The following is a 12215-nucleotide window of genomic DNA, read 5'->3' as shown; positions in this document are numbered from 1 at the left end:
TGAAAGCCTCTGGAACGGCCACCGAGGGAGACAGTCAGCCGTGATCACCGCGATCGTGCTCATCAAGACCAGCGTGGACCGGATCCCCGAGATCGCCGAGTCGATCGCCGCCCTCGACTGCGTCAGCGAGGTCTTCTCCGTCACCGGTACGTACGACCTGATCGCCATGGTGCGGGTGGCCCGCCACGACGACCTGGCGGACGTCATCCCGGGCAGGATCAGCAAGATCCCCGGCGTGGAGGCGACGGACACGCACGTGGCGTTCCGTACGTACTCGCAGCACGACCTGGAAGCGGCGTTCGCGATCGGCCTCGACTCGTAGATCCCGTCATCCCGGGTCCGGATCCGCCGCCCTTGATGAAGGATCGCCCTTGATGAAGGATTCTTCATCCGCGGCTCATCCTGATGAATCGGTACGCCGCCCACCATCGCTGCCATGGTCTTCTCCCATCGCATCGCGGCCCTGGCGGCCGTCGTGGCGATTCCGCTGGGCATCGCCGTGACGAGCTACGCCCTCACCGACAGCCCCTCGTCCCCCAAGGTGCCGCCCAAGGTCGAGCTGGACAGCGGGTCGCCGTCGACCGCGCCGGGCAAGCCGCGGCCCACCCCCAGCGATCAGGTGGTCTCCCCGCCGCCGGTCGGCGAGAACTCCACGGACGGCACGGGCCGTCCCGGCAACGGCGACGACCAGGGCGACTCGGGTGACTCGCGTGACGATGACGACGGATCAAGTGACGACGGCGCCGACGACGGACCGGGCGACGACGGCTGAGCCGCCCGGTGCCGCGCGCCGCCGCGTCTCCGCGCGCGTCCGCATCCTGCTGTGGCTGCTCCTGGTGATGGCCGTGGCCCTCGCGGCGGTCGCCGCTACCACCCGCTCGATCCTGCTGCGCGACGTCGACCACCGCGTCGACCGGCTGCTCACGCAGGAGACCGGCGAGTTCACCAACTTCGTGGACCGGGGCCTCGACCCGGACACCGGCAAGCGCTTCTCCGATCCGCGCAGACTGCTCAAGGTCTTCCTGGAGCGCCAGTACGCGGACCCGGGCGAGGAGCTGATCGGTCTCGTACGCCGCGAGGGCGCGGGCCCCGCCCAGTACACCCAGCCCCGCGAGCTCTCGGTGCGCCACCCGCTGCACCGCGACCCCGGGGCGCGCCGCGCGATCTTCGCGGCGGACGGCTCCACCGGCACCCTGGACCGCCCGTCCGGCGAGCTGCGCTGGGCCAAGGTCGAGGTGGCCCGGCACGGCGACGAGCCGGAGGCGGCGTTCGTCGTCGCCTTCCACCCGGCCGCCGAACAGGCCAAGGCGGACGACGTGTTCCGTATCCTGCTCGCCATCTCGGGCGTCGCGCTCGTCCTGACGACGGGCATCGCGTGGGCCGTGGCCGGCCGCATCCTCAAACCCGTACGGGTGGTGCGCACCGCCGCCGCCCAGCTCACCGAGCAGGACCTGACCCGGCGCATCCCCGTGCACGGCAACGACGACATCGCCGCGCTCGCGGACACCTTCAACGGCATGCTGGACCGCCTGGAGCGGGCCTTCGCCGCGCAGCGCGAGTTCGTCGACGACGCCGGGCACGAGCTGCGCACCCCCATCACCATCGTCCGCGGCCACCTGGAGCTGATGGGCGACGATCCGGCGGAGCGCGAGGAGACCGTCCGGCTCGTCACCGACGAACTGGACCGGATGAGCCGCATCGTCGAGGACCTGCTGCTCCTCGCCAAGGCCGAGCGCCCGGACTTCATCAGGCCGGAGCCGGTGCAGCTCGCCGAGCTGACCGCCGACGTCTTCGTGAAGGCCCGCACCCTCGGCGAGCGCCGCTGGGAACTGGCCGAGGTCGCCGACAGCGAGGCCCGGCTCGACCCCCAGCGCATCACCCAGGCGATGGTCCAGCTCGCCCAGAACGCCGTCCAGCACACCGTGCCCGGCCAGCGCGTCCGCGTCGGTTCGCGGGTCACGGACGGGCGGGTCGAGCTGTACGTCGCCGACAGCGGCCCCGGCGTCCAGGCGCAGGACGCCGAGGTCATCTTCGAACGCTTCCGGCGCGGCACGTCCCGGCGCGGGGCGCGCACCAGCGGCGCGGGGCTCGGCCTGTCGATCGTGCGCGCGATAGCCCACGGCCACCACGGCGAGGTCCGGCTGCGCGCCACCGAGGGCGGCGGCGCCACTTTCGTACTCGTACTGGAGGACCACCGGACGTGAACCGCATCTTGATAGTGGAGGACGAGGAGCGCATCGCCTCCTTCGTCGACAAGGGACTGCGCGCCAACGGCTTCACCACGGCGATCGTGGGCGACGGCGACGCGGCGTACGACTACGCCCTCACCGGCGGCTTCGACCTGATCCTGCTGGACATCGGGCTGCCGGGCCGGGACGGCTTCACCGTGCTCCGGGAGCTGCGCGAGGCGCGGGTGTCGGCGCCGGTGATCGTGCTGACCGCCCGCGACTCCGTGGGGGACACCGTCGCCGGTCTGGAGGGCGGCGCGGACGACTGGATGACCAAGCCGTTCCGCTTCGAGGAGCTGCTCGCGCGGGTCCGGCTGCGGCTGCGCACGGCGGCCCGGGCGCCGGAGGTGACGGTGCTGCGCGGCGGCGAGGTGACGCTCGACCTGCGCACGCGCAGGGCCCGCTCGGGCGAGCGGACGGTGGACCTGACGGCGCGCGAGTTCGTGCTCCTGGAGCTGTTCCTGCGCCACCCCGGGCAGGTCCTCTCCCGCGAGCAGATCCTGTCCCACGTGTGGGGCTACGACTTCGACCCGGGCTCGAACATCGTGGACGTGTACGTGCGGGCGCTGCGCAAGAAACTGGGGGCGGAGCGGGTGGAGACGGTGCGGGGGATGGGGTACCGGCTGCCCGCGTGAGACGGGGCCGCCACGGGGGCGGGGGCCTCGTGCCCCGGTGAAGTTCCCTTCATCTTCGGCTCATTGAGGGCTCACGGCGCACCTGAACGCTGAATGCCGTGACCCTGACCCTGCGGCAAACGATCCTGCTCTGCCTGGCCCTGAGCCTGTGCGCGCTCCTCGTCGTGCCGGGCAACTTCCCCGGCCTGAGCGGTGACGCCCGCCTCACGCTCGCCGTCTTCGCGCTGGCCACCTGCGCCTGGATCGGCACGCCGATCGACGACACGTACATCGCCCTCGGCGCGGGCCTCGCCCTCACCGCGACCGGCGTGATCAGCAGCGACACCCTCTTCGGCACCCTCGGCGACGAGACGGTGTGGCTGCTGATCTGCGCGTTCGTGCTCGCGGCCGCCGTGGCACGCAGCGGGCTCGCGGGGCGGGCGGCGGCGTTCCTGGTCAGCGGGGCGCGCAGCGTGCGGCAGTTGACGCACCTGACGACCGCCGCCCTCGTCGTCACGGCCTTCGCGGTACCGGCCACCTCCGGCCGGGCCGCGCTCGCGCTGCCCGTCTTCCTCGCGCTCGCCAAGGTCCTGGCCGACCGGAAGCGGCTTGTGGTGATGCTGGCGCTGCTCTTCCCGACCGTGATCCTGCTGTCCGCGGTCGCGACCCTGATCGGCGCGGGCGCGCATCTGATCACGGTGTCCGTCCTGTGGGAGAGCACCGGGGAGCGGATCGGCTTCACGCAGTGGCTGCTGCTCGGCCTGCCGCTGGCGATCGCGTCGTCCCACCTGGCGGCGGAGGCCGTGCTCTGGACGACGACCCGCCGGGCCGACCGGCGGGGCCCCGTCCACATCACCGCCGAGGACATACAGAAGCACAGCGACCACCCCGTCACCGGCCCCTGGGAGCCCGCCGAAACCCGCTGCGCCCTGCTCCTGGCCACCGTCGTCGCGCTGTGGTGCAGCGAGCCCCTGCACCAAGTGCCGCCCGCCGTGGTCGCGTTGATCGGCGCCGTCGTCGCCTCCTCCCCCGCGCTCGGCACCGTACGCCTGAAGGACGCGCTGAAGACCGTGCCGTGGTCGCTGCTGCTCTTCATGGCGGCGACGATGGCGATGGGCGTGGCGCTCGCCGACTCGGGGGCGGCGAAGTGGCTGGTGTCGGGGCTGCCCGTCGACTTGTCGCCCTGGCTGTTCCTGGCCGTCGTCATCGCGGTCAGCACGGCGGCGCACCTGGTCCTGCAGTCCCGCTCGGCTCGTTCGTCGGTCCTGGTGCCGCTGGTGGTCGCGGCCGCGGTGGGCGCCGGCGTGAACCCGGTCGCGGCGGCGCTCGCGTCCACGGCGGCCGCCGGATTCTGCCACACGCTGCCTGCGTCCGCGAAGCCGGTCACGCTCTTCGCCGAGATACCGGGGACGCCCACCTACACACCGCGCGACCTGCTGCGCCTGTCCGCCGTCCTGGCTCCCCTGACGGCCGCCCTGGTCCTGCTGTTCGCGCTCGCGGTGTGGCCGCTGCTGGGCGTGCCGGTCGTCCGCTGAGCCTCTTTGCCTTCCTGTGCGCGCCCTTCACCTTCCTGCTCGTCCGTGCCACTCAAGGAGTACGTCCATGCCTCTGACCCGTTTCGCCGTCGCGCCCAGCGGCTTCAAGGAGTCCCTGTCCGCCCAGTCCGCCGCCGAGGCCATCGCCGACGGCGTGCGGCGCGTCGTGCCGGACGCCGAGGTCGACCTGATCCCGCTGGTCGACGGCGGCGAGGGCACCGCGCAGGCGCTGGCCGCGGCGACCGGCGGCCGCCTGGTGGCGCTGCCCGCGACGGGCCCGGTCGGCGAGCGCATCGGCACCCACTTCGCGCTGCTGGGCTCCGGCACCGCCGTCGTGGAGATGGCCGCGGCGGCGGGCCTCAGCCTGGTCCCGCGGGACCTGCGCGACCCGGGGGCCACCACGACGTACGGCGTGGGCGAGCTGATCCGCGCCGCCCTCGACACGGGCGCGCGCCGCATCCTGGTGGGCTGCGGCGACTCAGGCACCTCGGACGGGGGCGCGGGCGCGCTGCAGGCCCTCGGCGCCCGGCTCCTGGACGCGGACGGCTGGGAACTTCCGTACGGCGGGCGGGAGTTGATGCGGCTGCATCACATCGACACCACCCGTCTCGACCCGCGTCTCGCCGAGACCGAGCTGCTCGTCGCCTGCAACCCGCACAACGTGCTGTGCGGCGAGCGCGGTGTGGCCCGCGTCTTCGGCCCGCAGAAGGGCGCGACGCCGGCCCAGGTCGAGCAGCTCGCGGCCGGCCTGGAGCACTGGGCGTACGTCCTGACCCGCGATCTGAACGTCACCGCCGACCTCTACGGCGGCGTCGGAACCGGCGCCTCCGGAGGCCTCGGCGCGGGTCTCGCCGCGCTCGGCGCCCGGCTCCTGCCCCGCTTCGACGTGCTCCTCGACCACCTGGACCTGGACGCCAGGCTCGCCCGCGCCGACCTGGTCGTCACCGCCGAGGGCGCCCTGGACCACCAGACGCCGCACGGCAAGGTGCCGGCCGAGGTGGCCCGCCGGGCGAAGCGGTTCGGCCGCCCGGTCCTGGTGCTCGCGGGCACCATCGGGGACGGGGCGCAGGCTGTGCGGGACCTGGGCGTGGACGCCTACAGCGCGATCCTGCCCGCCCCGGTGTCGCTCACGGAGGCACTGAACCGGGGCGGCGAGTTCCTCACGGACGCGACGGAACGCGCCCTGCGCATGATCGTCCTGGGCTCCCGGCTGCGTCAGGCGGCCGTGACCTCGGTGGCGGCCCCGGCGTCCGCCACCCCGGTGTCCGGCACGCAACGCCCGTCCTCCGTGCGGTAGTTCCACCGCGCCCCGTCCGTCACCAGCTCCCTGACGGCGCGCACGAAGCGCTCCACGTGCTCGTCCGGGGTGCCCGCGCCGAAGCTCACCCGGATCGCGTTCAGCGAGCGCTCGCCGGGCGCGGCCTCCGGGGCGCCGCACTCGCCGGGCTCATCGGACTCGCCGCCGAGCAGGGTGCGCACGAGCGGGTGCGCGCAGAACAGGCCGTCGCGCACCCCGATGCCGTACTCGGCGGACAGCGCGGCCGCGAAGTGCGAGCTGTTCCAGCCGTCCACGACGAACGAGATGACGCCCACGCGCGGCGCGTCGTCCCCGAACAGCGAGAGCACCCGCACCTGGGGCACCGCCGCGAGCCCCGCGCGGACCGTGCCGATCAGCTGCCGCTCCCGCTCCACGAGCGCGTCGAACCCGGCCTCGTCCAGGGCCTTGCAGGCGGAGGCGATGGAGTACGCCCCGATGACGTTGGGCGAGCCGGCCTCGTGCCGGGCGGCCGTGTCGTGCCACTCGACGTCCACTCCCCCGTCGGCGCGCCGCGCGACCTTCCGCGAGGCACCGCCGCCCGCGAGGTACGGCTCCGCGCCCTGCAGCCAGTCGGCCCGGCCCGCGAGCACTCCGGAGCCGAAGGGCGCGTACAGCTTGTGCCCGGAGAAGGCGACCCAGTCGACGTCCAACTCCCGTACGTCCACGGGGTGGTGGGGCGCGAGCTGGGCGGCGTCGAGCACGATGCGGGCGCCGTGCGCGTGCGCGGCGGCGGCCAGCTCGCGCACCGGCCACAGCTCGCCGGTGACGTTAGAGGCGCCGGTGACGCACACCAGGGCGGGCCCGTAGGGGTCGCGGTCGGCGAGGGCGCGCTCCAGGGTGTGGACGGCCTCGTCGTGGGTGCGCGGGGCGTCGAGGTAGGTGACGCGGGCGTCGCGCCAGGGCAGCAGCGAGGCGTGGTGCTCGGTCTCGAACACGAAGACCTGGCAGTCGGCGGGCAGCGCGGCGGCCAGCAGATTCAGCGAGTCGGTGGTCGACCGCGTGAACACCACCTGGTCGCCCTCGCGGCACCCCAGGAATTCGGCGACGGTCTTCCGCGCGTTCTCGAACAGGTCCGTCGAGAGCTGCGACAGGTACCCCGCGCCGCGGTGCACGCTCCCGTAGTACGGCGCGTACGCGGCCACGTCGTCCCACACGCGCTGCAGGGCCGGGGCGCTGGCGGCGTAGTCGAGCGCGGCGTACGTGACCTCGCCGCCGGTGACGAGGGGCACGGTGACGTCGCGGCCGAGGACGGGCAGCGGGGCACAGACGGAGGGGTCGGCGGCAATGGTGGTGGCAGGCATGACGAACTCCCGTACGAGGCAGGCGAGATCACTGCGCCGGACGTCGGTCGGTACGACCGGTCAACGGCACAGGAAAAGTGAAAGGGGTGCGGAGAAGGGGGCCTTCGGCCCTATCGCATTCGCTTGCTCACGAGACTGCTCCCTCGACAACCAGGACCCCTGGTGACGCGAGGGGTCCGCGCTTGCGATGAACCTTGCTGTCCACCGCCTGGTCTTCACCCGGGGCACCCCGCCACGGACGGAGGGTTGCCGGACAGCGGGCCGGGGCCTCATCGCTGTCGCTCATGACCTGCCGAGAAGTATGCCAAATGATCGCGCAGACGCAACTGACCGTCCGAATCCCGGACGTCGGGGCTGCGCCGGCACGGCACCGCCGGGAATGGCCGGTGGGGGCTGAGCGCCGCCGCGGCGGAGGAAGGAGACCGCAGGCCTCCTTCCGACCGCCGCGCACGCTACTTGTTGCTGGCCGCCACCCAGCGCGCCAGCGCGGTCTTCGCCGCGCCCGAGTCGATGGCCTCGGCCGCCTTGGCCATCCCCGCGCGGATCTGGTCCGCGAGCGGGCCCTCGCCCGGCGACAGGGCGACCAGCGCAGCCGCCGCGTTGAGCAGCACCGCGTCCCGCACGGGACCCGTCTCGCCGTCCAGGAGGCGGCGCGCGACCTCCGCGTTGTACGAGGCGTCGGCGCCGCGCAGGGTCTCGACGGGGACGAGGTCGATGCCGACGTCCCGCGGGTCGAAGGCCTCCTCGCGGACGGCCCCGTCCCGTACCACCCACACCCGCGACGTGGCCGTCGTCGTGAGCTCGTCGAGCCCGTCGTCGCCGCGGAAGACGAGCGCCGACGAGCCCCGCTCGGCGAGCACGCCGGCGAGGATCGGCGCCATCCGCGCGTCCGCGACGCCGGTGGCCTGCGCCCGCACCTTGGCGGGGTTGGTCAGCGGACCGAGGAAGTTGAAGGTGGTCCGGATGCCCAGCTCGCGCCGCGCGGGCGCGACGTGCCGCAGCGCGGGGTGGAACTTCACCGCGAAGCAGAAGGTGATCCCGGCCTCCTCGGCGACCTCCCGCACTCGCTGCGGGGTCAGCTCCAGGTTGACGCCGAGCTTCTCCAGGACGTCGGAGGCGCCGCTGGCGGAGGACGCCGCGCGGTTGCCGTGCTTGACGACCTTCGTGCCGGTCCCGGCGACGACGATCGCCGCCATGGTGGAGATGTTCACGGTCTTGGCGCCGTCGCCGCCGGTGCCGACGATGTCGACGCTCGGCCCGGGCACCTCGATGGTGTGGGCGTGCTCGTACATCGTGCGGACGAGACCGGAGATCTCCTCGACCGTCTCGCCCTTGGCCCGCAGCGCCACCGCGAAGCCCGCGATCTGGGCGTCGGTGGCCTCGCCGCGCATGATGCGGTCCATGGCCCAGGCCGTGTCGTCCGCGCTCTGGTCGCGCCCGTCGAGCAGCCCGTTCAGCACGTCGGGCCAGGAACGGGCCGCCGCGGTGTCGCCTCCTGCGGGGGTCACAGCGCTCATAGCCGCTCCTGGGTTCGTGGACGTACGTAAGAGACGTACGTAGCCGATGGCCACCCCGGCACATGGGGGTGGCCACCACCCTATCCAGCCCGGGGGACGGCAAAGAGCCCCGTCCATGCCCTGGACGGGGCTCCTGCCGTGGCGACCTTCGGGTCAGCGCGTCACCGCGCTCGGGCGATCAGTGGTGGCCGTGGCCGCTCGTGATCTCCTTGTACTCCTCGGCGGTCGGCTTGGGGATCTGGCTGTCCTCGCCGTACATGCCCTTGGAGAGCTTGGCCCGCAGCTTCTCCGAGCCCTTCACCTTGCGCTGGACGCCGTTCTCGTCGACCGTCGGGCCGATCGCGACCGGCTCGTACTGCTCGTGCGCGGTGAGGGTGTGGAGCTGGTCCTTGTCGAGCGGCTCGTGCACCTCGATGAACTCGCCGTGCGGCAGCCGCTTGATGAGGCCGGACTCGCGTCCGTGCAGCACCTTGTCCTTGTCGCGCCGCTGCAGGCCGAGGCAGATCCGCTTGGTGACGATGAACGCGATGACCGGTCCGGCGAAGAAGAAGATCCGGACGAACCAGGTGATGGCGTTGATCGACAGGTGGAAGTGCGTGGCCCAGAGGTCGTTTCCACCACCGACGAGCAGCACCATGTACCAGGTGATCCACGCGACGCCGAAGGCCGTGCGCGTCGGCGCGTTGCGCGGGCGGTCCAGGATGTGGTGCTCGCGCTTGTCGCCGGTGACCCAGGCCTCGACGAACGGGTAGACCGCGATGGCGACCAGGACCAGCGGGAAGATCACCAGCGGGATGAACACGCCCAGGACGAGCGTGTGGCCCCAGAAGTTGACCTCCCAGCCGGGCATCACACGGATCAGACCCTCGGAGAAGCCCATGTACCAGTCGGGCTGGGCGCCGGTGGACACCTGGTCCGGACGGTAGGGGCCGAGCGCCCAGATCGGGTTGATCGTGGCGATCGCCGAGATGGCCGCGATGATGCCGAAGACCAGGAAGAAGAAGCCTCCGGCCTTGGCCATGTAGACCGGGAGCAGCGGCATGCCGACGACGTTCTTGTTGGACTTGCCGGGGCCCGCGAACTGCGTGTGCTTGTGGTAGAAGACCAGGATCAGGTGCGCCACCACGAGGCCGAGCATGATGCCCGGCAGCAGCAGGATGTGCACCGAGTAGAACCGCGCCACGAAGTCGCCGCCGGGGAACTCCCCGCCGAACAGGAACATCGACAGGTACGTGCCGACGATCGGCACCGACAGGATGGCGCCCTGCATGAAGCGGACACCGGTGCCGGAGAGCAGGTCGTCCGGGAGCGAGTAACCGGTGAAGCCGGTGAACATGCCGAGGACGAACAGCAGGAAGCCGAACAGCCAGTTGACCTCACGCGGCTTGCGGAACGCACCCGTGAAGAACACGCGCATCATGTGCACGAACATCGCGGCGAGGAAGATCAGCGCGCCCCAGTGGTGGATCTGCCGGATGAGCAGACCACCGCGCACATCGAAGGAGATGTGCATGGTCGAGTTGAACGCCTCGGACATCAGCTGTCCCTGCAGCGGGACGTAGCTGCCGTGGTACTCCACCTCGTTCATCGACGGGTGGAAGAACAGCGTCAGGTACACACCCGTGAGGATGACGACGATGAAGCTGTAGAGCGCGACCTCACCCAGCATGAAGGACCAGTGGTCCGGGAAGATCTTGCGCATGTTGGCCTTGGCCAGGGAGTAGATCCCCAGGCGGCCGTCGGCCCAGTCGGCGACCCGCTCGCCCGCGGGTGCCTTCTTGCGGCTGTCGGTGGCCGTCGTCGCCGTGGGCGACGTGGTGTTCTCGGTGCTCATCCGCGCTCCCAGAAGGCAGGACCGACGGGCTCTTCGAAGTCGCCGAGCGCCTCGAGGTAGCCCTCCTCGTTCACGGCGATGCGCAGCTGCGGCAACGCGTGACCGGCCGGGCCGAAGATCACTCGGGCACCGTCGGAGAGGTCGAAGGTGGACTGGTGGCACGGGCAGAGAGCGTGGTGCGTCTGCTGCTCGTACAGGGAGATCGGGCAGCCCACGTGGGTGCAGATCTTGGAGTACGCGACGATGCCGTCGTGGGACCACTCGAGCTCACGCTTGTCCTTGATGTTGTCCGGCTGGATCCGGACGATCATCAGGGCCGCCTTGGCGATCTGGGTCTGGAAGTCGTGGTCGTGCTCCTCCAGGCCCTCGGGCTTGGCGAAGGTGAGCGAACCGACCGGGACGTCCGAGGGGCGCAGCGGCTCGTTCGTGTTCATGTTCACGAGCAGCTTGCCCTTGGACCACAGGGTGTGCCGCAGCTTGTCCTCCGGCAGCGGACCGAGGTCACGCAGCAGGACGACACCGGACAGCGGGACCATGGCGAGCGCGCCGAACATGGTGTTGCGGATCAGCTTGCGCCGGCCGAGCTGGGACTCCTTCGCGCCGGCCGCGAAGTCCGCCATCACCTTGGCCTTGACCTCGGGCTCGGCCTCGATGGGGTGCCGCTCGTCGGCGATCTCCACGTCGGACATCAGGGTGCGGGCCCAGTGGACCGCGCCCGCGCCGATGCAGAAGAGCGCCACACCGAGGGTCATGCCCAGGGAGAAGTTGAGCGCGCTGATGTGGCCGATGGGCCAGATGTAGACGCTCTTGTCGACCGGGAAGGCCACGAACGAGGCGATGAAGCCGATGGTGGCCAGCATCGAGATGGTGAACAGGAGCGCGACCGTGCGCTCGGAGCGCCGGGCGGCCTGCTCGTCGATGTCCTGGACGCGGTTCTCGTGGGGCGGCAGCCCCGGGTCCGCGAACGGATCGGCGTCCTCGGCCACGGCTACCGTGCCGTGCGCGGATTCCTGCTCGCTGGGCAGGTTCTCTTCTGGATTCTCTTGGCTACTCATGACTTCTTGGCCTTTGCGGTCCGGGCGGCGACCCACACGGCGACCGCGATCAGCGCGCCGAGGCCGAAGATCCAGGCGAACAGGCCTTCGCTGACCGGTCCGAGACCGCCCAGCTTGAGACCGCCGGGGCTCTCGGTCTTCTCACCGTTGACCGCGTCGAGGTACGCGATGATGTCCTTCTTGCTCTTCTCCGGCATCGTCGTGTCGGGGAAGGACGGCATGTTCTGCGGGCCGGTCTGCATGGCCTCGTAGACATGCTTGGGGCTGACGCCCTCCAGGCTCGGAGCGAACTTGCCGTGCGTCAGTGCGCCGCCTTCACCGGTGAAGTTGTGGCACTGGGCGCAGTTGGTACGGAAGAGTTCGCCGCCCTTGGCGATGTCGGCGCCCTCGGGGCTGACCTGCTTCTCCGTCGGGATGTTGGGTCCCGCGCCGAGCGAGGCGACGTACGCGGCGAGCTGGTCGATCTGGGCCTGGTTGTAGATGACCTTCTTCTTGGGCGCCTGGGCGCCCTGCTGCTGGAGCGGCATCCGGCCGGTGCCGACCTGGAAGTCGACAGCGGCGGCGCCCACGCCCACCAGGCTCGGACCGTCGGACGTGCCCTGACCGCCGGTTCCGTGGCAGCTGGAGCAGCCCACGGCATAGAGCTTCTTGCCCTCGTCGATGGCGAGGGACTGAGCGGTTTCGTCGGCCTGCGCCTTGTCCGCCGGCGCGAACGCGGCGTACAGCCCCCCGGTGGCCGCCAGCGCGAGGAGTAGGACGACGACCGCCGCCAGCGGATGGCGTCGTCGTGCGGAGAGCTTTTTCACGGATTAC

General features: G+C 71.5%; 11 protein-coding genes and 1 riboswitch. Of the genes, 6 read left to right on the top strand and 5 right to left on the bottom strand.

The features are described 5' to 3' along the window. The first annotated feature begins 40 nt into the window (after positions 1–40). The 6 genes from AC0KTA_RS28050 (at position 41) to AC0KTA_RS28025 (ending at position 5674) form a co-directional block, all read left to right on the top strand. Positions 41–322, top strand: a complete 282-nt coding sequence (locus AC0KTA_RS28050) for an Lrp/AsnC family transcriptional regulator (protein WP_189732779.1) — start codon at positions 41–43, stop codon at positions 320–322. 114 nt (positions 323–436) lie between these two features. Continuing rightward, positions 437–772, top strand: coding sequence for a small secreted hydrophilic protein (locus AC0KTA_RS28045; protein ID WP_481050993.1), 336 nt, complete (start codon positions 437–439; stop codon positions 770–772). Between the two features lie 67 nt (positions 773–839). Further along, positions 840–2204: a sensor histidine kinase gene (locus tag AC0KTA_RS28040; protein ID WP_481056587.1), complete on the top strand. Its 1365-nt coding sequence runs from the start codon at positions 840–842 to the stop codon at positions 2202–2204. Beyond that, complete coding sequence (locus tag AC0KTA_RS28035) at positions 2201–2863, top strand: response regulator transcription factor (protein ID WP_481050992.1); 663 nt, start codon at positions 2201–2203, stop codon at positions 2861–2863. Before AC0KTA_RS28040 ends, AC0KTA_RS28035 begins: the two co-directional genes overlap by 4 nt. A 98-nt stretch (positions 2864–2961) precedes the next feature. Continuing rightward, complete coding sequence (locus AC0KTA_RS28030) at positions 2962–4377, top strand: SLC13 family permease (RefSeq protein WP_481050991.1); 1416 nt, start codon at positions 2962–2964, stop codon at positions 4375–4377. A gap of 67 nt (positions 4378–4444) precedes the next feature. Beyond that, the gene (locus AC0KTA_RS28025; protein WP_481050990.1) at positions 4445–5674 is read left to right on the top strand and encodes a glycerate kinase family protein; all 1230 of its coding nucleotides are present in this window, start codon (positions 4445–4447) and stop codon (positions 5672–5674) included. Here AC0KTA_RS28025 and AC0KTA_RS28020 read toward each other — a convergent pair. From AC0KTA_RS28020 to qcrC, 5 genes are all read right to left on the bottom strand, one after another. Beyond that, the gene (locus AC0KTA_RS28020) at positions 5593–6996 is read right to left on the bottom strand and encodes an aminotransferase class V-fold PLP-dependent enzyme (RefSeq protein ID WP_481050989.1); all 1404 of its coding nucleotides are present in this window, start codon (positions 6994–6996) and stop codon (positions 5593–5595) included. The genes AC0KTA_RS28025 and AC0KTA_RS28020 overlap by 82 nt on opposite strands. Before the next feature lie 173 nt (positions 6997–7169). Further along, positions 7170–7286, bottom strand: a riboswitch (SAM riboswitch). Between the two features lie 162 nt (positions 7287–7448). Next, complete coding sequence (gene trpD / locus AC0KTA_RS28015; protein WP_481050988.1) at positions 7449–8513, bottom strand: anthranilate phosphoribosyltransferase; 1065 nt, start codon at positions 8511–8513, stop codon at positions 7449–7451. 178 nt (positions 8514–8691) lie between these two features. Continuing rightward, positions 8692–10347, bottom strand: a complete 1656-nt coding sequence (gene qcrB, locus AC0KTA_RS28010) for a cytochrome bc1 complex cytochrome b subunit (protein WP_481050987.1) — start codon at positions 10345–10347, stop codon at positions 8692–8694. After that, positions 10344–11402: a cytochrome bc1 complex Rieske iron-sulfur subunit gene (gene qcrA, locus AC0KTA_RS28005; RefSeq protein WP_481050986.1), complete on the bottom strand. Its 1059-nt coding sequence runs from the start codon at positions 11400–11402 to the stop codon at positions 10344–10346. Before qcrA ends, qcrB begins: the two co-directional genes overlap by 4 nt. Continuing rightward, on the bottom strand, positions 11399–12208 hold the full coding sequence (qcrC, locus tag AC0KTA_RS28000) for a cytochrome bc1 complex diheme cytochrome c subunit (RefSeq protein ID WP_016639575.1): 810 nt from the start codon (positions 12206–12208) through the stop codon (positions 11399–11401). Before qcrC ends, qcrA begins: the two co-directional genes overlap by 4 nt. Positions 12209–12215: the final 7 nt, after the last annotated feature.

The organism is Streptomyces sp. Y309 (assembly GCF_056712025.1).
Note: the sequence above shows the minus strand (reverse complement) of the source record. Positions and strands in the feature narration are given on the sequence as shown.

What these genes read in the sequence shown, in the direction of transcription:
- AC0KTA_RS28045 (WP_481050993.1), top strand. Translation starts at nt 437, where the DNA reads ATGGTCTTCTCCCATCGCATCGCGGCCCTGGCGGCCGTCGTGGCGATT.
- AC0KTA_RS28040 (WP_481056587.1), top strand. Translation starts at nt 840, where the DNA reads ATGGCCGTGGCCCTCGCGGCGGTCGCCGCTACCACCCGCTCGATCCTG.
- AC0KTA_RS28025 (WP_481050990.1), top strand. Translation starts at nt 4,445, where the DNA reads ATGCCTCTGACCCGTTTCGCCGTCGCGCCCAGCGGCTTCAAGGAGTCC.
- AC0KTA_RS28020 (WP_481050989.1), bottom strand. Translation starts at nt 6,996, where the DNA reads ATGCCTGCCACCACCATTGCCGCCGACCCCTCCGTCTGTGCCCCGCTG.
- trpD (WP_481050988.1), bottom strand. Translation starts at nt 8,513, where the DNA reads ATGAGCGCTGTGACCCCCGCAGGAGGCGACACCGCGGCGGCCCGTTCC.
- qcrB (WP_481050987.1), bottom strand. Translation starts at nt 10,347, where the DNA reads ATGAGCACCGAGAACACCACGTCGCCCACGGCGACGACGGCCACCGAC.
- qcrA (WP_481050986.1), bottom strand. Translation starts at nt 11,402, where the DNA reads ATGAGTAGCCAAGAGAATCCAGAAGAGAACCTGCCCAGCGAGCAGGAA.